Source organism: Paenibacillus sp. FSL P4-0113, assembly GCF_038009305.1.
Taxonomy (GTDB): Bacteria; Bacillota; Bacilli; order Paenibacillales; family Paenibacillaceae; genus Paenibacillus; species Paenibacillus polymyxa_D.
Genome location: NZ_JBBPAZ010000001.1, coordinates 718,817 through 739,812, shown reverse-complemented (window position 1 = coordinate 739,812; position 20,996 = coordinate 718,817). Strand labels below are relative to the sequence as shown.

Here is a 20,996-nt window from a genome sequence, read left to right as displayed (position 1 = left end):
TGGGAAAAACAAAGAACCTTACAAAAAAATATAGTTTAGAGCCAAATTTTTTCTGGACATTTGTCATCCTTAACTTATGCTATACTGTTAAATTAACAAGCATAGGTTCTTTATTTGGAAAAGTGAGGAGGATGCCAATGGGCCAGAATATGATTCAATATGTTGATACGTATACCAGTTCAGAGCATAAAAATATATCAGATTTGATTTTGTATAACTGTGGCACAGAGCTCTGCTTATCCAAACAGGATTTTGGACCCATCGCCCGCGATTTTAATCTGGTTCATTTTGTACTAAAAGGACGAGGTAGGCTGGTGATTGACAACAAAAATTACGATATAGGAGAAGGACAGGCTTTTTTAATTCCGGCCAATAGGGTAGCATATTACCAGGCGGATGAAGCCGAGCCTTGGGAGTACAGTTGGGTCGGCTTTATGGGCATTAAATCCGACATCTACCTGCAGAACATATCACTTCCACACCAGAACCCTTATATAATTGATATCGAAGATATTACGTTCTTTCATTCCACGATTATTGAGATGTTGCGGATCGGAGATAACACGCTTTCTTCATCGCTGGCTATACAGGGGTATTTATTCCATATTCTTGCCAAACTTGTACACAATTTGGGGGAAACGATGTCGATAAAGGAACAGCTTCCTTATTCGGTGCAAGCGATAAACTTTATTGAGAAAAACTACATCAGTGGCATCCAGATTAGTGAAGTAGCGGAGTACCTTGGTCTACATCCGAATTATCTGACCTCCGTTTTCAAACTAGAAACTGGTGAAACGCCTAAACAATATCTGATAGTCCTCAGGATTAAAAAAGCGTGCGAATTGCTGCAGCATACAGACTATTCGATCCAGGTCATATCTAATTCGGTCGGCTATACCGATCAGTTGACCTTTTCGCGAGCTTTTAAAAATGTAATGAGCATATCACCCAGCGCGTATAGAAAAAAATTTCTTTGATTTTGCTATATAAATCTATAAAAATATTTGTATTTAGAAGCGGTTTTTTTTGCTATCGTAAAACTGTGGATTTTTTCCTGCATGGCATTTTAACGATTGTAGGAAGAGTACTTTTTACGGGAGGAGAATTTCGCGCGTGGATTTCATTATTGCTTTTATTCCAGCCCTTGGCTGGGGAGTTATGCCGATACTGGCGCATATTACAAAAGCCAGTCCCCGAGAACAGCTGACAGGTACCGTTATTGGTGCTGTGCTGTTTTCCCTGTGCTTGTATACCATTCATCCTACCTCATTAACACCGATTCATTTTGTGGTAAGTTTTATATCTGGTATTTTTTGGGCCGCTGGACAATTGCTCCAGTTTCAAGCTTTTCAAAAAGTAAGCGTATCGATCGCCATTCCTGTGATTTGTGGTCTGCAGTTGATAGGGACGACGCTATTTGCCGCACTTATTTTGGGTGAATGGATAACAGGGTACCAATATGCGATAGGCGTTGGTTCTCTTCTGTGTATATTGGCAGGAGTTCTGTTAACCAGCTATCAGGGCAAGTCTGCTGGATTGCCCAAGCCTTTGCCGGTACCCATTATCATAATGTTGGTTTGCTCGGGATTAGCGTTAAGCAGTTATGTCGTGATTAATCAGTTTTTTCATATATCCGGGCTATCCGTCATTCTGCCGCAATCGCTCGGTATGCTATGCTCAGCCATGGCCATGAATCTGAAGGGCAAAAAGCGGCTACGATTCTCTCTGGTGGTTCGCAATTTGTCGACAGGATTGGTTTGGAGCATTGCGAATCTAGCACTATTTATTTCCAATGGGCTGATCGGCATGGCGGCTAGTTTTCCGATCTCTCAAGCGAGCATTGCTATTGCCTGTGTTGGCAGCATTTTAATATTTAAGGAAAAGAAGAGTCCTCAGGAATGGATAGGTATACTTGCGGGAATTACAGTACTGATGATAGGAGTAGGAATGATCAGCATGCTCAAGCCTTAAAGAATCATTTTGTATCTTGTATATGATCAGGTGTTTTGACTGTTTGCCAGTAGGAACCACGAGACCACGTTCTTTTAGTAACGAAAAGAGCTTATCCATCTATGGGGTACGCTTTTTGGGATTGACAGAGGTAGGACTGCATGAGAAAATGTACGCGCGTACATAAAATGATTTGGAGGTGGGTAATATTGTTTCGCGCAAGGAAGTAGCCGAACTTTCCGGCGTGTCTGAAGCGACAGTATCCCGGGTCTTGAATGCGGTAGGTCCTATCAAAGAGGATACGCGAAGAAGGGTTCTGGACGCAGCCAATCAGCTTGGATATGTTCCCAGTGCGCTGGCCCGTAACTTTGCCCGAAGGAAGAGTGGCCATCTTGGTGTGGTTATGCCTTATGTCCCGAAGGCGCACTTGTTCTCAGCCTATTTTTTCTCTGAGATGCTGAGCGGTATCGGAAACAAGGCTAGAGACAGCGGACTTGATCTGCTTCTATTGTTCCGGAAGCCGGGGGAACGGATTGATTACAGTAGTCTTTTCCGTCAGCAAAGGATCGATACCTGTATCATCCTTGGAGCCAGGGATGACCACGATGAGGTGGAAGCTCTAAAGAGGCTTCAGGAAGAAGGACGTCCGTTCTGCGTCATGAATCACCATTTTGAAGGGCAATCGTTCTGTGAAGTGGATGCAGACCATGTAGAAGGCAGCCGGGCGGCTGTAAGTCACCTCATCGAGCAGGGATACAAGCGGATTGCCTTTCTCAACGGCCCGGATATCTATTCCAATAGTACTGAGCGAATGAAGGGTTATCGTACCGCGCTTCAGGACGCTGGGATTGAATATGACCACGAACTGCTTCTGGAAGGTAACTATAGCCGTCGGAGCGGACTCGAAGCCTCAGCTACAATCGCAGACCAATTGAATGATATTGATGCTGTATTTGCGGCGAACGACCGGATGGCTCTTGGGGTAATGCAGGGTCTCCGTGAGCGCGGACTGGCAGCTGACCGGTTTCCGGCGTTTGTAGGCTATGACGATTCGGATGCGGCTGAGATGGCTGTTCCGCCGCTAAGCAGTGTCCGCGTACCTTTTTATGAGATGGGGGAGCTTGCAGCCTCGAAGCTTATACCCGATTCTCAGCATCTCATTCCGGCTCTGGAACTAACCGGGTGCGACTCAATAAGAGAACTCCTATCCACAGAACTGATTATCAGAGCGTCATCCATTCGTCGATAACACCATTCGTCAAAAATTCGTTGAAACTCAGACCCATAAGGAGGATCACGACATGTCTAATCGTCTTCGTATCGGAATGGTTGGCTACAAATTTATGGGCAAGGCTCACAGCAACGCTTACCGTAGTCTACCCATGTTCTTCCCAGATGCCCCGCTGCAGCCAGAAATGTCCGTTATCTGTGGACGCAACGCGCAGGGGGTTCAGGCGGCTGCCCGCCAGTTCGGCTGGACCGAAAGTGTTACGGATTGGCGTGATCTAGTGAAACGTAACGATATTGATCTCATTGACATTAACGCCCCGAGTAATGCCCATAAAGAAATTGTCGTGGAGGCTGCCCTCCATGGCAAGCATCTGTTCTGTGAGAAGCCGCTTGCGCTCTCGCTGGCGGATTCACGTGACATGCTGCAGGTAGCAGAGCAAGCAGGGGTCAGACATATGGTAGGCTTCAACTATCGCTTTTCACCGGCTGTCCAGCTGGCAAAGCAGCTAGTCGAGAGCGGTCGCCTAGGCAAAATTTATCATTTTCGTGCCTTCTTCCTTCAAGACTGGATCATGGACCCGTCCTTCCCGCTGGTATGGCGGCTGCAAAAAGACGTGGCCGGTTCTGGCTCTCATGGTGATCTTGGCGCCCATCTGATTGATCTCGCTCGCTTCTTAGTTGGCGAGTTCCATGAAGTGATCGGCATGAGCGAGACATTCATCCAGCAGCGCCCGTTAGCTTTGGAGATGAGCGGGTTGAGCTCCAAAAGAAACACTGAAGCAAATGCTCCAATGGGAGAAGTGACAGTCGATGATGCCACGCTGTTCCTGGCACGCTTCGCCGGAGGTGCGCTGGGCAGCTTCGAGGCCACACGTTTTGCTGCCGGACATCGGAGCACCAATTCATTCGAGATCAACGGTAGCCTAGGCAGTGTGCGGTTTGACTTTGAACGAATGAACGAACTGGAAGTGTATTTCACACAGGATGAGGAAGACGTTCAGGGCTTTCGCCGCGTACTCGCCACCGATCCGGCACACAAGTATTCTGAAGCTTGGTGGCCTGCAGGACATACGATTGGATTCGAGCATACCTTCACCCATGAGATGCTTGAGATGTTGAGTGCCATCTCTGAAGGAAGGCAACCGTCGCCGAACTTCCGTGACGGTGTTGCTTGTCAGGCTGTGCTTGAAGCGGTAGAACGATCCATAGAGGAACGCCGCTGGGTATCCATTGAAGAAATGTAGTATAACAATACATTCCGAAAGGTGAGTGGATTACAGATGCGCAAGGCACTGATTGTATGGGGCGGATGGAACGGACATGAGCCGGAGCAGGTGGCGGCCATTTTTGAACGCATTTTGAAGGAAGAGCAGTTCGAGGTGGAGGTGTCTAATACCCTTGAAGCCTACCAGGATGCAGAGAAACTGCTTGACCTGGACCTGATCGTTCCAATGTGGACCATGGGACAGATTGAGCAGGAACTGGTCGATAATGTCTCCGCTGCGGTTCAAAGCGGCGTAGGTCTCACAGGCTGCCATGGTGGCATGTGTGATGCCTTCCGGAACAATGTGGATTGGCAGTTTATGACAGGCGGGCAATGGGTTGCGCATCCCGGCAATGACGGCGTAGAGTACATGGTGAACATGAAGCGCGGCTCCAGCCCACTTCTAGACCATATTGAGGATTTTCAGGTCAAAAGCGAGCAGTATTACCTCCACGTAGACCCAGCAGTTGAAGTGCTGGCAACCACACGCTTTCCGATCGTACCAGGCCCCCATTCAGCTAATGGGCCAGTGGATATGCCCGTTGTATGGACGAAGCGCTGGGGGAACGGCCGCGTCTTCTACAATTCGCTGGGGCATCACGCAGATATCATAGATATGCCTCAAGTGACCGAGATGATGCGCAGTGGATTTCTGTGGGCAGCAGCAGGCAAACAGGCGGTGGCCACCCGGGGCAGCTCTCTCGCAGAGGCTTATACAGGCATGACAGACAACCAGCAACGCTAGGGTGAACAGGATGGTATCCGATGTAACAAAAGAATGCCATTATCCATTTTTTCTGAAGAAGAAGGGAGTCTAGGCATGAACAAAATGAAAGTAGGCATTATCGGGTGTGGTAAAATTAGCGGAATTTACATGGAAAATTGCCATCGTTTCGACATTCTGGAGCTGTACGCTGTAGCGGATCTGGACCAAGGTCGGGCAGAGGAGCAGGCGGTAGCGTTCAACGTTCCGCATGTATATTCGGTAGATGAGATTTTGGCTGATCCGGAGATCGAACTCATCATTAATTTGACCATTCCGGGCGTTCACGCCGACGTATGTCTCAGAGCTCTTGAGGCAGGCAAGCATGTCTATGTGGAGAAGCCACTTGCCGTCACCCGTGAGCAGGGTCAGGCTGTCTTGGATCTTGCTCATCAAAAGGGACTGCTTGTCGGCTGCGCACCAGAGACCTTCTTCGGTTCCGGTATACAGACATCATTGAAGCTGATTGAAGACGGAGTCATTGGGAGTCCGGTAGCCGCTACGGCTTTCATGATGAGCCGTGGACATGAACATTGGCATCCTGATCCTGAATTTTATTATGCAGTCGGCGGCGGTCCAATGTTTGATATGGGCCCTTATTATTTGACGGCTCTGGTGCAAATGCTGGGTCCGATTGCTGCCATTTCGGGCATGACAGGCAAGGCGATGGACCAGCGAACGATTACGAGCGAGAAAAAGAAAGGCCAGACTATCCCAGTCGATATTCCGACCCATGTAGCCGGGTTGCTGCGCTTTAAGCAGGGAGCTGTCGGTACGCTGATTACCAGCTTTGACATCTTTGGTGGAAGCACTCTGCCACCGATTGAGGTTTACGGTACTCATGGCACGCTGCAGGTGCCTGACCCGAACACGTTCGGAGGGCCAGTTCGCTATAGGCTGCTAGGCGAGCAAGAATGGACAGAGGTACCGCTGCTGCCAGGATACCAGGAGAATACACGGGGCATCGGTGTTGCCGATATGGCCTACGCTATCCGCAGCGGACGGCCTCACCGCGCTAGTGGAGAACTGGCCTACCATGTGCTGGAAGCGATGTGGGCGTTCCATGATTCCTCCGATCAGCAGACCTTCTATCCAATGCAGAGCACATGTCTGCGCCCGGCGGCTTTACCGGAAAACCTGCCCTTGTATACGTTAGATGCGTAAACTAATGTAAATTTCACATCCCGCTTTGAATGTTCATTTCTATTAAAAAGAAGACTCCAGCTCCGTTTTGACCGGGGCTTGGAGTCTTCTTAGTTCATTTTCAGGAAGGATTTTAATTGCGGGCATAAAATCATTCTTTACCGGTCGTTCTAGATATGTTATATTGTTGGCGTGGGAGGAGTACACGGATAAGAAGCCAAAAGTTATGGGGAGTGGTGTGAGTGTGAGATCTTGCCGTGGTGCTCTTCTATGCATATTAGAATGATCATTCTTAATATAATAGATGGAGAAGGGATGGATTGAACATGGAATATCGTGTATTAGGAAATACAGGCCTTAAAATAAGCAGTTTTGTATTAGGTACAGGTACTTTTGGTTTTTGGGGCAACAATACGGAGAAAGAAGCTGCAGTCATGTTAGATGAGGCTTTGGCTGGAGGCATTAATCTGATCGATACAGCGGATGTCTATTCAAGTGGTCAATCCGAAGAAATTCTGGGTCAGATCCTAAAAGGACGCAGACAGGATGTTATACTGGCCACGAAAGGCGGAATGCCCATGGACAGTGGGCTTAATCAATCCGGTAACTCTAAATATTGGATTAAGCGTGCAGTAGAGGGAAGCTTGAGAAGGTTGCAAACGGACTATATCGATTTGTACCAACTACATCAGCCAGATATCCATACCGATATTGAAGAGAGTCTTGACGCACTTACGGACCTGGTTCGTGAAGGGAAGATTCGCTATATTGGTACATCCAATTTTCAGGCATGGCAAGTGACCGAAGCACAGTGGACTAGCGAACGTAAAAATACAGCACGCTTTGTATCCGAGCAAGCCCCATATTCCATTGTGAATCGGAGTATCGAATTCGATTTGCTTGCTGCAACTGCAAAATATGGAATGGGCGTAATGGTTTGGAGCCCACTTTCGGGTGGTCTACTAACGGGAAAATACCGCTCAGGAGAAGCGGTTGCCCCAGATTCAAGAGCAGCGAGTTCTCTAGGGAAACTTTCAACTGTTGTAGACCCAAATCGAGAAGAAAACCGAACCAAGTTCGAAGCCGTTGCTAAGCTCCAAACCCTTGCAAATGAAGCAGGATTAACTTTGCCTCATCTTGCCATGGCATTTACACAAGCTCATTCGTCAGTTACTTCTGCTATAGTGGGGGCAAGAACAATTGAGCAACTACGTGAAACGTTAAAAGGCAGTGACATTCGATTAAGCACTGATATTCTGGATGCGATAGATGCTATCGTTCCGCCAGGAGTAACCCTGGATGCCCTGGAAAAAGGATGGACGCCTGATTGGTTACAAGCAGACAAACGAAGAATCCTGGGTTAAATATATAAGACAGACCTCATAGCTGTAATGTATTCACATATTTTAAATCTAGTTTGCCGATCCTTCACTAAATTGTATAATGATTATTCGAGGTGATGACGATGGCAAGATCAAAAGAATTTGAAGTTAATGAAGTATTAGATAAAGCGATACACCTGTTTTGGGCACAAGGATATGAGAAAACTTCAATGCAAGATTTGGTTGAGTTTATGGGCATTCACCGAAGAAGTATCTATGATACCTTTGGGGATAAGCATGCCTTATTTATGAAAGCTCTCGAACGATATGAAACGAAGCAGACCAGCAAAATGAGGTTTCTGATTGAAAAACAAAAACCGATCAAAGAATCAATTCGGGAGTTGTTTGAGGCGACAGTAAGAAACGAAGGAGAACCTCTAGGGTGTTTTCTCGTGAATTCAGGTGTGGAACTCGGCGTGTTGGATCCTGAAGTTGCATCCTTAGTTGATGAAAGTTATTCGCGAACTGAGGAACTCTTGACTAACCTTGTTCTGAAGGGTCAACAATCGGGTGAATTCAAGGCTGACTTGGATCCTGTAGTTATTTCTCATTATTTAATGAATGCGTGGTTAGGGCTACGTACGTTGGTTAAGACAACAACGGATCAGCAAAAATTAAAGAATATTATTGATATGACACTGACCGCTTTAGATTAAAAGTGAAATTACAGCATGACAGGCAAAAGGAGTTACCTCAATGGAGGACTGTTTGTTTCCGTGATACAAGTTTTTTCTTGTCCCTCTAACATAAGAAAGAACTTGTATCTTACGCCTCAAACATGTCAAGGAATACCGCTCCAAAATTACAATTCTTAGCCACGAAAAAATTCTTTATTGTTCGTTCTAAAATTGATATGCTAATAGCAAGTCAGATCTAACTGTTTTTTTTACCCTAATAAGAATGGTCGTTCTAAAATCGTCTTTAAAACTTATTTACACTAATATGCATGTTATGAAGGAGAGAATATTATGAAGTATACAGTTATTACAGGAGCAAGCTCGGGGATTGGATATGAAACGTCATTGGCATTTGCGGCACGTGGCAAAAACCTAATCTTGGTAGCTAGAAGATTTGATAAATTAGAAGAACTCAAATCAGCAATTCACAATATTGACCCTAATGTAAATGTTATTGTTCATACAAGTGACCTGTCTGTTACAGATCAAGCCTACACACTATATAACGATTTAAAGGAATACCAAATTGAGACCTGGATAAACAATGCGGGACTCGGTGAATCTTCTTTTGTAGCAGAACAGAATTTAGATAAAGTTGAAACCATGTTACGTGTTAATATCGAAGCTTTGACCATCCTTTCTACACTATATGTACGAGATTATGCTGATGTAGAAGGAACTCAGTTAATTAACGTTTCATCTGGACTTGGATATGCCATTGCTGTTGGGAGTGTTACTTATTCTGCATCTAAGTATTACGTTAGTGCCTTCACAGAAGGACTTGCAAAAGAACTAGAAATAAAAGGTGCAAAACTAAAGGCAAAGGTTTTGGCACCAGCTATAACAGAAACGGAATTTGTGAAGAAATCATTAGATGCAGAAGATTTTGATTATAAAGCAAACATGCCTAAGTACCACACTGCCAAACAAATGGCGGGCTTCATGGTGGATCTTTATGACAGCAACGAAGGGGTAGGGATTGTAGACCAGAACTATAATTTCAATCTCAGAGGTCAAATATATCCGATCATTTCAGAATTTTAAATTCAATTTATAGATCTGTTGAGTTTATTGAAAGAGGAGAGTATCCAATGAAAAAGTTGTGGAGTAAAACGAAGATTGGAAAAATGGAGCTGCCACATCGTTTAGCAATGGCACCAATGACACGTAGCAGATCGCAAGAAGATGGCACACCGGGAGAGCTAACATCTCTTTATTATGCTCAACGAGCGTCAATGGGACTCATTATTACGGAGGGTACACAACCTTCTGATGATGGTCAAGGGTACTTATGGACACCTGGGATTTATACGGATAAACATATTGAAGGATGGAAAAAGGTTACTTTGGTCTGGGGAGTAAAGGTTACACGGACTATCCGACGATACGAGAATTAGAATCGCAAGAGGGACTACAATAGCAAAAGAGTGGAACATGGCGTACAACCGTAAATTGTACGCCATGTTTTTAGCCAATAGTTTCATGGTTATGCTATCTCCAAATTAGCAAAGGAAGAGGATGAATATGAGAGCAGCACAAATACAGAAATATTCAAAAAAAATCCAAGTGGAGTTAAATGATGTTGACATGCCACAGATCAACAACCATGAGGTGCTTGTCAAAGTAAAGGCAGCAGGTGTAAATCCACTGGATATCCTAAATTTGAATGGTAGTGTTCGGATGATTGCTGACTATAAGTTGCCATTAACTTTAGGGAATGAACTGTCTGGCGTTATTGAAGCTGCTGCTGTACCCCTTACTGCCTTGACTGCTTATCAAGCATTGCACGATGTACTCCATGTCCAGCCGAATAAAAAGCTATTCATTCCTGGAGGAACCGGAGGATTTGGCGCTATGGCAATCCCCATTGCCAAATCACTGGGGTTATTTGTTATTACAAGTGGAAGTGAAAGAGGCAGGTTACGTATACTGTCGATCGGGGCTGATCAGTTCATCAATTATAAGACAGAGAATTATGCTAACATACTGTCCGATATCGATTATGTGATCGACACCTTGGGTACCAAAGAGATCAAAGCTGAACTGGGTATTTTAAAACCACAAGGGAAATTGGTATCATTGAAAGCCGGACCTAATTATCGCTTTGCGGTTGACAATCGTTTTCCCCTGTGGAAAAAAGCATTATTTGGTCTGGTGGGTGCTCGCTTAGATTCTTTAGCGCGCAAGAATCAAAATGAATATCGTTTTTTATTTGTGCAAGCCAATGGAAGTCAATTACAAGAAATCACTAAACTTGTTGAAAAAGAAAATATAAAGCCCTCTATAGATTCAACTTATACGTTTGGTGACATTAACAAGGCGCTGATTAATGTGTCGACGGGCCACTCCCAGGGCAAAGTGATTGTGACCTTCTAAGTAATTTCTAGTTCACATACTTTTCTATCGTGCTTCGGACTGCTCCGGGACCTGCCAGCATTTCATGAAACATGGCTTCAATCTTGTCGCCCAGACCAATTTCATATAATCGGACACCGAACAGTTTGTCATCTTCGAGGAGGCAGCGAACCTTGGAGGTCTGATCGCCCAGCTTCGTATTCTTCAAATATCCCTGCAACGTATCCAGTAACGGGTCCGGACTGAGTGTGAAGGGTTCTCCTTGATCATCCACTCCCAGCAAATAGCGACACCAGATCGCAATGGTCAAGGGAATAGCAGTCAAGTTCGCAGGATCAAGTCCTACTGTGCCAACATAAGACTTTATGGTTTCACCAAAACGGATGCTCATCTTTTGAGAGGTATCTGTTGCAATCCGCTGTGGCGTATCCGGAATATAGGGATTGGCGAAGCGTTCCTGCAATACCTCGTCAATAAATGGTTTCGGTTGAATAATACCGGGATCAACTACAACAGGCAACCCTTCCTTGTAGCCGATAGTTTCCACCAGACGACGTAATGTGTGATCCTTCATTTCATCTGCAATAAGCTCATACCCAAGCAGACACCCAGCTAGCGCCAGCGCTGTATGCAGCGGATTGAGACAGGTAGTGACTTTCATCTTCTCCACTTTGTCCACTGTATCCCGATTCGTGAAAATGATACCAGCTTCCTCTAGTGCAGGTCTCCCGTTCGTAAACTTGTCTTCAATGACCAAATACTCGCTAACCTCAGCATTGACAAAGGGAGCCGTATACGTATGCCTGGAGGTAACGATTAACTCCATGTCGGCTAACCCCAGTTCCTGAAGAGCAGACTGTACTTGCAAGGAAGGGCGGGGGGTAATTTTGTCGATCATGGTCAGGGGGAAGGTTATTTTCTCCTCATTCTGCAGATAGTCTGCAAATCCTTCCTTTACCAGGCCTCTGCGAGTCCACTCCTTGGCGATGGCAATCATACTATCCTTTAACAGATCGCCGTTATGGGAGCAATTATCCATGCTCACAAAAGTCATTGGAAGTCGCCCCTTTAGATAACGCCGATAGGCAAGCGAAGTAGCTATGCTCATCACATGCGCTGGTTGTTCAGGGCCATTCATCAAATCCCTCTCTACAACAGCCAGATACTTGCCGTCGGGCCCGGTCAGAGCGTATCCTTTTTCCGTGACAGTAAAGCTGGCCATCTGCAGGGACGGATTCTCAAATATTTCAATCAGACGGAGGTAGTCGTCTGGACGATTCTGCTCTGCCGCGATTTCCTCAACGATGCTTGCGACCACGCTCTTGTGAAATCTTTCGTCTGCACTCATCAACACCAGTAAGGTTAAATTGTCGTAAGGCTTATAGGCTTTGTCGATCATTTCAAAATCAAAGGCTTCGGCTGCAATAATACCTGTATCCGCTTTCAAGTTATTCAGTAGTTGTTGCTGCGCATTGGCTATCAACCCTCGAAAAATATTGCCTGCTCCGAAATGCACCCATTGCGGTCGAAGTCGGGTGTTATGGGCTACAAGCTCCAGATCATATTTCGGCAATTCAATACCTGCTGCTTCCCAGGCCGCCTTATCTAAAAGGCCTTTCCGGTCAAGTTGGAGCATTTATTTCACTCCTTTGCCTTGAGAGAGACTATCCCAGACACCAAGCAAGTACATAACTCCCAGTGCACGGTCATACAAACCATAGCCTGGCCGACAATTCTTTTCTTCCCCCCATAGATGTCTGCCGTGATCTGGACGTACATATCCCTGATAGCCGTTCTCGTGATAAGCTCTAACTATTTCCGGTACATCGACGCTTCCGTCCTTCCCGCGATGTGACACTTCAATAAAGTCTCCATTCTCAAACACCTTGACATTACGAATATGCGCAAAATGAATACGATCATGAAACTCCCGAATCATGGCTGGTAAATCATTCTCAGGATTACTTCCCAGTGAGCCTGTGCAGAAGGTTAGACCATTATATGGACTGCTCACTGCGTCTAGGATGCGCCGGATGGTCTCACAACTCCGGACAATTCTCGGCAATCCGAAGATGGGCCATGCTGGATCATCAGGATGAATGGCCATCTTGATGTCAGACTCCTCGCAGACCGGGATGATGCGCTCAAGAAAATACTTTAGGTTGTCAAACAACTTGTCTTCTGTGACATCCGCATAAGCAGCAAAAAGTTCATCCAGTCTCGCCAACCGTTCCGGTTCCCAGCCAGGCATGGTGAACTTCCCAGCTCCCTTGAGAATCCGATCCACCATTTGGCGGGGATCATCAGTAATGGCAGCCTTTTCATAAAAGAGGGCATTGGACCCGTCAGGCAGTTCCTTGTACAGCTCTGTTCTGGTCCAGTCAAAGACAGGCATAAAGTTATAGCAAATCACCTTAACTCCCACTTTGGCTAATTTTCGAATGGTGTCGATATAAATGTCAATATATTGATCGCGGGATGGTAGGCCGATTTTGATATCATCGTGGACATTTACACTTTCTACGACCGCCGAACTAAAGCCCTTGCTCGTAATCTGATCAGCTACCTCCTGAATTCGCTCCATTTCCCATACTTCACCAGCTACCTTATCATGTAAAGACCAGACAATGCCCATAACTCCAGGAATTTGCCGGATATGGTCCAGCGTAATATTGTCGTTGCCTTCTCCATACCATCTCCAGGTCATATTCATAACGATACCTCCCTGATTATATTCGTCTGTCTTGTATACAAGATTGAGTTGATCATAAATTATAGGGTTTGTTCTTGTCAATGATAATTATAAAGGGATTTATCACCTCAAAATGCTTTATAATAGTTCTAGATTTATAAAGTGAAGGTAGGAATGAAATGTTGACGAAAGAAGAAATCAAGCAGCTTTTGAAAAATGATATTTTGTCACTGACTTTAAAGCCGGGTACTCTACTGAGTGAGACGACTTTGTCAGAACGCTTCCAGCTGTCCAGAACTCCGCTACGCGATGTATTAAAGTGGCTTGCGCTCGAGTCCTACATTGATATTTATCCCAAGAAGGGGAACATTGTGTCCTATATTGATCTGGAGTCCGTTGAGCAAATTATTTACTTAAGAAGCGCATTGGAAAAGGAGATTATGAAGGAGCTTTCTTCGCAAATTACATTAAGCGATGTGCAGGAGCTGAGCGATATTCTGGACAGACAGAGAGCTGTGATCGAAGAAGATCATGCGACGGATCAATTTCTCAGTTTGGATGATCAGTTCCACCAAACCATGTTCCAATTGGTGGGGCGGGAGTTTCTTTGGCAGCTCATTCAGCAGTCAAATGTTCACTATATCAGATATCGCAAGCTGCATATGCTGGAAACAGGGAAGCTGATGGGCATCTGGCATGAGCACCAAGCTATGCTTGAATACATGCTGAATAAGGAAACAACCAAAATGGATGATCTGGTTCATCATCATCTTAGAGAGGATATCCATTCGCTCGATTTTCTTCGGAAGTTCGCTGATTATATCAAGAAATAAGGCGGCTAGCTTAAATTAACTTGTATGAATATTGAGGAAGTGGGGGAGTCATGGAGGCTGTTCTACGAGTTGGATATATCGGTGAAAGAGCGAGTAAGAAATGCGAGACTGCAGCAAAATTTATGGGCGGAAACGAGCTGGCCTTTGTCATTCCGTTTTTGCTCGTGAGTATTGTTATTTACCGTCAGGCGGTGGCCAAACTGGAGGAATTCTCACAGGAGTTTTCAGACTTGTATACATGTCAATTGAAAAAATACTGAAATATTTCTATGATTTAAGTGAAAAATGCCAGACCAATTCTAGATTATAAAGGGGGTAACCGTATGTGTAGATATGCAATATGCGGCCCATATAAAGATATCTTTGCCTGCTTTACCTGCAGGAAAGTATATAAGCAGACATCACGGTTTGAAATGCCGAAGGATGAATATGAACGGATTGTCCATGTCTGTCCGCAATGCCAGGCATCCATGCATGACATGGGTCATGATTTTCAGGCCCCGAAGCAAACGGATATCAAACAGTGGAAAAAGGTAGAGCTACTATATCAACAAGGATACACTTACCACTCCTGCGGCTGTGGTGGCCCCGGGTACAGACCCTCTCGGCTGATAGAGGTGCCTGAATTTCTGGAAACACAGCGAACGTTTGAGAATAAGGGAGAGGCGCTGCTGTACCGGCTTTTGCAAAGCTAGAACAAACGTATTTTGAAGCGTATCCAACAATTCGAAGAAGTCTACTCGTGGACAGGTTTTCTATCGGAATTTGTTTGATCGAGCAAAGCAGGTGTTGTAAGGTAGATCGACTTGGAATGAGATAATATTCTATGTCATGCAGCACCTGTCGGGTAATAAGAATTTCATCCCATTCATTGCTGCGAAATCGCGGCTTTTTTTATTTTAAGAAGTGATAGCGGAAATCAAAAAAGAACCTGGATAGTTTTATCAGGTTCTTTTATATTGCATATAAAACAGACACGATGATATAATCAGATTATCTTTTACAAAGATGTAGTAGACATAAATAACACATCTTACAATTAAATCTTACCATGCCGCTAAACTCTTGTCAAATGTTTTTTTCTCAATTTAATGGTTAGGAGAGATGTTGAATGAATTCACTAGTTCTCGATTTTCAAGAAATGGATAACACTCAGCTTTTGCTTGTTGGTGGAAAAGGGCTACACTTAGGGGCATTAACCAAAATGGAAGGAATACAAGTGCCAGAAGGGTTTTGTGTTACAACAGTGGGATATCAAAAAGCCATCGAACAAAACGAAATGATTCATGCTTTGTTGGATCGGCTAACTACGCTTAAAGTAGAAGATCGAGAACAAATTTATGGAATTAGCAAGAAGATTCGACAGGCCATTATGGAAGTAGCCATTCCTTCCGATGTTGTGAAAGCAGTTGCTCACTATCTCTCCCAGTTTGGCGATGAATATGCTTATGCCGTGCGTTCTAGTGCGACCGCTGAGGATTTGCCGCATGCTTCTTTTGCTGGTCAACAAGACACTTATTTAAATATTATCGGCAAAGAATCCATCTTGGAGCATATCCGCAAATGTTGGGCTTCTTTATTTACGGAACGCGCGGTAATTTACCGAATGCAGAATGGATTTGATCACAGCCAAGTTTATTTATCTGTTATCGTTCAAAGAATGGTGTTCCCACAGGCTTCAGGGATTTTATTTACCGCTGATCCCATCACTTGCAACCGAAAGCTGCTCTCTATCGAAGCCAGTTTCGGACTTGGAGAAGCACTGGTCTCTGGCTTAGTCTCTGCCGATTGTTATCAAGTACAGGAAGGGGAAATCGTCGATAAGAGGATAGCAACCAAAAAATTGGCTATCTATGGACGAAGAGAAGGCGGAACAGAGACTCAGCAAATCGATCTCGATCAGCAAAGGACTCAAACCCTTACGGAACAACAAATTTTACAACTGGCACACATTGGAAGACAGATCGAAGAACACTTCGGCTGCCCCCAAGACATCGAATGGTGTTTGGCTGATGATACATTTTATATTGTCCAGAGCCGGCCGATCACCACTTTATATCCCATTCCTGAAGCAAATGACCAGGAGAATCACGTGTATGTATCTGTCGGTCATCAGCAAATGATGACTGATCCTATTAAACCACTGGGGATATCTGTTTGGATATTAACAGGTGCCACGCCCATGTTTAGAACTGGTGGCGGAAGGCTGTTTGTGGATATCACGATGGGCCTGGCTTCACCGGCTGGCAGGCAAAATTTATTGGATGTTCTAGGGCACTCCGATCCGCTCATAAAAGACGCGCTTATTACCATCATAGAGCGGGGAAATTTTATAAAATCGGACCCATATGACACAAGCGAACCGGGGCCCGTTAAAAGCCATAAGGGTATGTCGTCTGCGGATATTTTGGAAGAAGCAGGAAACGACCCGGAAATTGTTGCTGTTTTGATTAAGAGTAGTGAGACATCGTTATCAGCATTAAAACATAATATCCAAACGAAATCAGGATTGGATGTATTTGATTGTATCCTGGAAGATATGCAGCAACGGAGGCAGCGAGCGTCAGAACTGAAAAATTTGAATGTGATTATGGCCGCCATGCATGCTTCAGCATGGATCAATGAAAAAATGAATGAATGGTTAGGTGAAAAAAACGTAGCAGACACACTTTCCCTATCTGTACCTAACAACGTCACTTCGGAAATGGGTATGGAGCTACTGGATGTTGCAGATGTGATTCGTCCCTATCCGGAAATAATTGAGTATTTACAACAGGTAAAGGATGATAACTTTTTGGATGAACTGGTTCAATTCGAAGGTGGGCAGCAGGTGCGTGATGCTATTGCTGTTTATCTCGACAAATATGGAATGCGATGTGCCGGGGAGATCGATATTACAAGAACACGCTGGAGTGAAAAACCAAGTACACTGGTACCTATGATCCTCAGTAACATTAAAAACCTTGATCCTGGCGCCAGTAAACGAAAGTTTGAGCAAGGGCGACAGGAAGCTTTGAACAAAGAACAGGACTTATTAGCCCGATTGAAACAATTACCGGGTGGTGAACAAAAAGCCGAAGAGACAAAACAAATGATCGACCTGATCCGGAACTTCATCGGTTATCGTGAATATCCGAAATACGACATTGTTAGTCGCTACTTTATTTATAAACAGGCTTTACTAAAGGAAGCGGAACGACTCGTACAAGCCAACGTTCTTCATGAAAAAGAAGATATTTACTATCTCGCTTTTGAAGAATTGCAGGAAACCATACGCACAAATAAACTGGATTACCAGGTCATCGACAAACGAAAAGATGAGTACAGATTATATGAAAAACTAACTCCGCCACGTGTTATCACGTCTGATGGGGAAATCATTACGGGTCAGTACAAACGAGAAAATATCCCTGCCGAAGCTATTGTAGGCCTCGCTGTTTCTTCGGGTATTGTAGAGGGGCGGGCACGTGTGATCCTGAATATAGAAGGGACTGATCTGGAAGATGGCGATATACTAGTCACCGCTTTTACCGATCCTAGCTGGACTCCATTGTTTTTATCCATAAAAGGCTTGGTTACGGAGGTGGGTGGACTGATGACCCATGGAGCCGTTATCGCACGTGAATATGGCTTGCCAGCCGTTGTCGGAGTGGAGAATGCGACCAAACTGATAAAAGATGGGCAACGAATTCGCGTGCATGGAACCGAAGGGTATATCGAAATATTGTAATGGCTGAATACGCTAAGTAATAGCCTCTGTCATAATGGACGGTATTAAATGCAACCTGTCATGGATAAAAGGGCGATTATCCTGTCGTCCTTTTATCCATGACACAAAGTACTCCCCAAAATATCAACGGATTTTAATTTTGGGGGGGAATAATTTAAGAACTTATTTATTTGATGATCGAAAAAACACATTATTTAAGTGTAACAATAATCAGGAACCTTTAGGAGTTATCAATGGTTTCCCTTGCTGCGATCAACACAATGATTTATACATAGCTGATCCGATCTAATCTCTTGTGCTGCTGTGTGATTATTTATGATGATCTAATTTATGCGTGCATGCAGAGGAAGACACACGGAAGTGTTTTTATTCAACAAAATCCAAAAGTGATTTCTATGATGTCCTACGTTATTGGGGTAAAGTGACAGACTGGACTTGAGCAGAGGTATTTCCGTAAATATCTTTAGCCAGCACGAGAATATGCAGCGTATCGGCCTGGGAGGCACCATCCTGTTTATATTTAGTAGTTGGAAGCGTTGCTGACCAATTGGTTTTATCTTCTGTAATAACGACACGAATGCCATTGACATAAACTTTAAGCTGTGCGATATCGCTTTGATCTGTGACTGAACCTTCCAAAGCGAGAACATCATCCGTGATAGAAGCATACAACTTAAGTTCAGGTGTTCCTGTTTCCTTGCGTTTAGAGGGTGGGAGAGAAGTTTGCGGGTTATAGGAAAAGGTTTCATCCTCAAGCGCTGGCGTGCGTGCTGCAATAGGACGGTTTTTGGTAGCCTGCTCATAGGAATAAGCGTAACGAAGCAGGTCGTTATCGCTGTATGCGGCACCTGCCATTGTCAGATTAACGGGCATTCCGGTATCCTTCATAGCGCCCATACTCACAGACACACTTGGGATCCCGTACTCGCGTAGAATAAAATTCGTATTGGAGAAATAGTTGCCATTCTCCCAAGCCTCCTCATAGGATGTTTCATTCACATCGGAGTCAGCTTTACCGATATTCGAATTTGCCGGAAATACAATAAAATCAAGGTTGTTTTGCTTCATCCAATTTTCAAAATCAATCTTTCGTACATTTTCAAGCCCACGTAGTCCTTCTTGAAACTGAGGAATTTGTTCGTAAGGGGTGACGCCTTTCTTTATGGTTTCAATAAATACGTCATAGTGGCCAAGGTCTCTGCCACGTTTGGCATCTACCGAACCGGGTGGATTCGGGAAGACGGTTGCAGGGTCTATATTAGCCCATGACGGGAAATTCGGATCGTCCACACTTTTAAGGAATTCCTCAGCTGCATAGGGATTAAGCAGCCCGAATTCCTTTTCAGCCCACTTTGCCGGCATTAAACCACGTTCTTCAGGTGTTTTCGCTGTTGCCCGGTCCTTCTCGCTGTTGGCCTGCAAGGGGAAGTCAACTTCCACAACCTCAGCTCCAAGAGCAGTTAAATCCTTTACAGCTTTTTCCCATAATGCCTGTATCGAAGGTCTGAATTTGATCGGAGTTGAGGTTTCATGGTCCTTACCGATATAGATTTTCGGAACGCCAATGCGTTTGCCTTGCAAAGCTTGAATATCTCGTAGTTCTAAATAGGATTTGGGACGGACACTGTTGACAGAAGGGAGCCGAACGGCTTTCTGTTCTCGCCAGAAATCACCCTTGGTGATCTTATCTTCTACAACGATCACGTCAAGCAAGCGGAGCATGTCCTCGATAGTCCTCGTATGTGGCACAACGACATCCCGTATAGGGAAGAGCGGCCAATTCCCCCGAATGGAGATTAGCCCTCGCGATGGCGTGTAGGCAATTAAACCATTGTTCGATGCTGGTGATCTTCCAGAGGATACCGTTTCTTCCCCCATGCCGAAGGCAGCGAGGTTGGCGGCTGTTGATACACCAGATCCGTTTGAGGAGCCGGAGTACCAGGCTGCAGCCAAATAATTTGGATTGTACGGACTTTCAGCACGGCCATAAACACCTCTTTGCATTCCCCCTGCTGCCATTGGTGGCATGTTGGTTTTACCAATGAGCACCCCACCGGATTTACGTATCTTCTCTACTGTAAAGGCATCCTCCTTTGCCATCAAGTTTTTGAAAGCCGGAGATCCAGAAGCGACAGTGAGTCCCTTAACCTTGTAACTGTCTTTAACCGTGTAGGGGATGCCTTGCAGAGGCCCGGTCTTAATACCTTGTGCCCTTAGTTGATCAGCCTGAGCAGCTTCTTTTAGTACGTCGGGGTTCAGAACGGGGATGGAATTTAGTCGAATGCCACTAGAATCATAGGCATATACCCGGTTAAGGTACAGGGCGGTGAGCTCGACACTTGACAGTGCTCCTGACTTCATCGCTTCCTGCATTTGAGCAATCGTAGCCTCTTGCAATTGAAATGTGACTAGAGAGGAGGCGGGGTCACTAGTTTTACTAGAGGATGAGGGTGAAGGAGCGGCGGACGCAAGCGGGCATCCCGTGAAAGTTAAAATCATACCAACTGCAATCCATTTGCAATAGTTGCTGACTACATTCCTTGTATTCGCTTTTAGCGTTCGTGCGCACATAGCATTTCACTCCTTAAAATTAGGTAGTATCAGGAATTTAAAAAGAGGGGGATGAGAAAGGCACTTTTATAGCATAAATGTTTCTAATTATACTACTAATTTTCATGTAGAATGTCAATTTTTGTAATGCGCAATACAAGGAAATTCGCTACTTTTAAGTGTGAAATCTAGTAATCCATGATTCAGATTGTTGCATCATCGCTGATTCAAGTTTTGAAATGAAAACGACACCGTTTTGGTGCCGTTTTTTCGCGGGAGGAGGCAATAGAGGCTTAATTCTTACGTTTTAATTTATGACTTGATTCCTTTTTAACAGCTCCCATAATTGATCAGCCACATCATTTGGCGATTGAGGCATGTTATTCAGAATCACCATTGCTTCAGAAACAAGTAAGGTTGAACGTTT

Annotated in this window: 17 protein-coding genes and 1 pseudogene; 15 read left to right on the top strand and 3 right to left on the bottom strand. The window is 44.8% G+C overall.

Translation table 11 applies throughout. From position 1 onward, the window contains the following. Positions 1 to 137: 137 nt before the first annotated feature. The 11 genes and pseudogenes from MKX46_RS02770 to MKX46_RS02720 all read left to right on the top strand — a co-directional run bounded on the left by MKX46_RS02770 (position 138) and on the right by MKX46_RS02720 (position 10,785). Positions 138 to 977, top strand: a complete 840-nt coding sequence (locus tag MKX46_RS02770) for an AraC family transcriptional regulator (RefSeq protein ID WP_029515168.1) — start codon at positions 138 to 140, stop codon at positions 975 to 977. A gap of 136 nt (positions 978 to 1,113) precedes the next feature. After that, positions 1,114 to 1,971 (top strand): GRP family sugar transporter, encoded by an 858-nt coding sequence (locus MKX46_RS02765; RefSeq protein WP_069011836.1) that lies wholly within the window; start codon positions 1,114 to 1,116, stop codon positions 1,969 to 1,971. Between the two features lie 172 nt (positions 1,972 to 2,143). Continuing rightward, on the top strand, positions 2,144 to 3,199 hold the full coding sequence (locus MKX46_RS02760) for a LacI family DNA-binding transcriptional regulator (protein ID WP_322252421.1): 1,056 nt from the start codon (positions 2,144 to 2,146) through the stop codon (positions 3,197 to 3,199). Between the two features lie 52 nt (positions 3,200 to 3,251). Then, positions 3,252 to 4,424 carry a Gfo/Idh/MocA family protein gene (locus MKX46_RS02755; RefSeq protein ID WP_340932277.1) on the top strand — a complete coding sequence of 391 codons (1,173 nt, stop codon included), beginning with the start codon at positions 3,252 to 3,254 and terminating at the stop codon, positions 4,422 to 4,424. Positions 4,425 to 4,460: 36 nt separating this feature from the next. Continuing rightward, positions 4,461 to 5,189 carry a ThuA domain-containing protein gene (locus MKX46_RS02750; RefSeq protein ID WP_029515175.1) on the top strand — a complete coding sequence of 243 codons (729 nt, stop codon included), beginning with the start codon at positions 4,461 to 4,463 and terminating at the stop codon, positions 5,187 to 5,189. Between the two features lie 75 nt (positions 5,190 to 5,264). Then, complete coding sequence (locus tag MKX46_RS02745) at positions 5,265 to 6,371, top strand: Gfo/Idh/MocA family protein (RefSeq protein WP_340955486.1); 1,107 nt, start codon at positions 5,265 to 5,267, stop codon at positions 6,369 to 6,371. A 305-nt stretch (positions 6,372 to 6,676) separates the two neighbouring features. Continuing rightward, on the top strand, positions 6,677 to 7,714 hold the full coding sequence (locus MKX46_RS02740; RefSeq protein ID WP_069011841.1) for an aldo/keto reductase: 1,038 nt from the start codon (positions 6,677 to 6,679) through the stop codon (positions 7,712 to 7,714). Between the two features lie 101 nt (positions 7,715 to 7,815). After that, entirely contained in the window at positions 7,816 to 8,388 is a 573-nt protein-coding gene (locus MKX46_RS02735) for a TetR/AcrR family transcriptional regulator (protein ID WP_029515180.1), read from the top strand. A 312-nt stretch (positions 8,389 to 8,700) separates the two neighbouring features. Then, positions 8,701 to 9,453, top strand: a complete 753-nt coding sequence (locus MKX46_RS02730; RefSeq protein ID WP_029515182.1) for an SDR family NAD(P)-dependent oxidoreductase — start codon at positions 8,701 to 8,703, stop codon at positions 9,451 to 9,453. 47 nt (positions 9,454 to 9,500) lie between these two features. After that, positions 9,501 to 9,755, top strand: a pseudogene (locus MKX46_RS02725) (oxidoreductase); the annotation flags it as partial. Between the two features lie 178 nt (positions 9,756 to 9,933). Continuing rightward, positions 9,934 to 10,785, top strand: a complete 852-nt coding sequence (locus MKX46_RS02720; protein WP_029515184.1) for an NADP-dependent oxidoreductase — start codon at positions 9,934 to 9,936, stop codon at positions 10,783 to 10,785. 7 nt (positions 10,786 to 10,792) lie between these two features. Here MKX46_RS02720 and MKX46_RS02715 read toward each other — a convergent pair whose 3' ends face one another. Together MKX46_RS02715 and uxuA are read right to left on the bottom strand one after the other, a co-directional pair. After that, positions 10,793 to 12,400: a mannitol dehydrogenase family protein gene (locus MKX46_RS02715; RefSeq protein WP_341070874.1), complete on the bottom strand. Its 1,608-nt coding sequence runs from the start codon at positions 12,398 to 12,400 to the stop codon at positions 10,793 to 10,795. After that, on the bottom strand, positions 12,401 to 13,477 hold the full coding sequence (gene uxuA, locus MKX46_RS02710) for a mannonate dehydratase (RefSeq protein WP_341070873.1): 1,077 nt from the start codon (positions 13,475 to 13,477) through the stop codon (positions 12,401 to 12,403). It lies immediately after the preceding gene. Positions 13,478 to 13,635: 158 nt separating this feature from the next. Between uxuA and MKX46_RS02705 the strand changes: the two genes are divergently transcribed. The 4 genes from MKX46_RS02705 (at position 13,636) to ppsA (ending at position 18,019) form a co-directional block, all read left to right on the top strand. Further along, positions 13,636 to 14,289, top strand: a complete 654-nt coding sequence (locus MKX46_RS02705) for a GntR family transcriptional regulator (RefSeq protein WP_029515188.1) — start codon at positions 13,636 to 13,638, stop codon at positions 14,287 to 14,289. 50 nt (positions 14,290 to 14,339) lie between these two features. Continuing rightward, a complete protein-coding gene (locus MKX46_RS02700; protein WP_029515189.1) occupies positions 14,340 to 14,549 on the top strand; it encodes a hypothetical protein in 210 nt (69 codons plus the stop codon). 63 nt (positions 14,550 to 14,612) lie between these two features. Next, the gene (locus MKX46_RS02695) at positions 14,613 to 14,984 is read left to right on the top strand and encodes a hypothetical protein (RefSeq protein WP_029515195.1); all 372 of its coding nucleotides are present in this window, start codon (positions 14,613 to 14,615) and stop codon (positions 14,982 to 14,984) included. 416 nt (positions 14,985 to 15,400) lie between these two features. Next, complete coding sequence (ppsA, locus tag MKX46_RS02690) at positions 15,401 to 18,019, top strand: phosphoenolpyruvate synthase (protein WP_341070872.1); 2,619 nt, start codon at positions 15,401 to 15,403, stop codon at positions 18,017 to 18,019. A 408-nt stretch (positions 18,020 to 18,427) separates the two neighbouring features. Here ppsA and MKX46_RS02685 read toward each other — a convergent pair whose 3' ends face one another. Continuing rightward, positions 18,428 to 20,590 carry an amidase gene (locus tag MKX46_RS02685; protein ID WP_341070871.1) on the bottom strand — a complete coding sequence of 721 codons (2,163 nt, stop codon included), beginning with the start codon at positions 20,588 to 20,590 and terminating at the stop codon, positions 18,428 to 18,430. Positions 20,591 to 20,996 lie beyond the last annotated feature (406 nt).

Bases quoted from the DNA above. Each gene is read 5' to 3' on its own strand.
- uxuA (WP_341070873.1), bottom strand. From the start codon at position 13,477: ATGAATATGACCTGGAGATGGTATGGAGAAGGCAACGACAATATTACG.
- MKX46_RS02745 (WP_340955486.1), top strand. From the start codon at position 5,265: ATGAACAAAATGAAAGTAGGCATTATCGGGTGTGGTAAAATTAGCGGA.
- MKX46_RS02720 (WP_029515184.1), top strand. From the start codon at position 9,934: ATGAGAGCAGCACAAATACAGAAATATTCAAAAAAAATCCAAGTGGAG.
- MKX46_RS02685 (WP_341070871.1), bottom strand. From the start codon at position 20,590: ATGTGCGCACGAACGCTAAAAGCGAATACAAGGAATGTAGTCAGCAAC.
- MKX46_RS02735 (WP_029515180.1), top strand. From the start codon at position 7,816: ATGGCAAGATCAAAAGAATTTGAAGTTAATGAAGTATTAGATAAAGCG.
- MKX46_RS02715 (WP_341070874.1), bottom strand. From the start codon at position 12,400: ATGCTCCAACTTGACCGGAAAGGCCTTTTAGATAAGGCGGCCTGGGAA.
- MKX46_RS02750 (WP_029515175.1), top strand. From the start codon at position 4,461: ATGCGCAAGGCACTGATTGTATGGGGCGGATGGAACGGACATGAGCCG.
- MKX46_RS02770 (WP_029515168.1), top strand. From the start codon at position 138: ATGGGCCAGAATATGATTCAATATGTTGATACGTATACCAGTTCAGAG.
- MKX46_RS02705 (WP_029515188.1), top strand. From the start codon at position 13,636: ATGTTGACGAAAGAAGAAATCAAGCAGCTTTTGAAAAATGATATTTTG.
- MKX46_RS02700 (WP_029515189.1), top strand. From the start codon at position 14,340: ATGGAGGCTGTTCTACGAGTTGGATATATCGGTGAAAGAGCGAGTAAG.
- ppsA (WP_341070872.1), top strand. From the start codon at position 15,401: ATGAATTCACTAGTTCTCGATTTTCAAGAAATGGATAACACTCAGCTT.
- MKX46_RS02740 (WP_069011841.1), top strand. From the start codon at position 6,677: ATGGAATATCGTGTATTAGGAAATACAGGCCTTAAAATAAGCAGTTTT.
- MKX46_RS02695 (WP_029515195.1), top strand. From the start codon at position 14,613: ATGTGTAGATATGCAATATGCGGCCCATATAAAGATATCTTTGCCTGC.
- MKX46_RS02730 (WP_029515182.1), top strand. From the start codon at position 8,701: ATGAAGTATACAGTTATTACAGGAGCAAGCTCGGGGATTGGATATGAA.
- MKX46_RS02755 (WP_340932277.1), top strand. From the start codon at position 3,252: ATGTCTAATCGTCTTCGTATCGGAATGGTTGGCTACAAATTTATGGGC.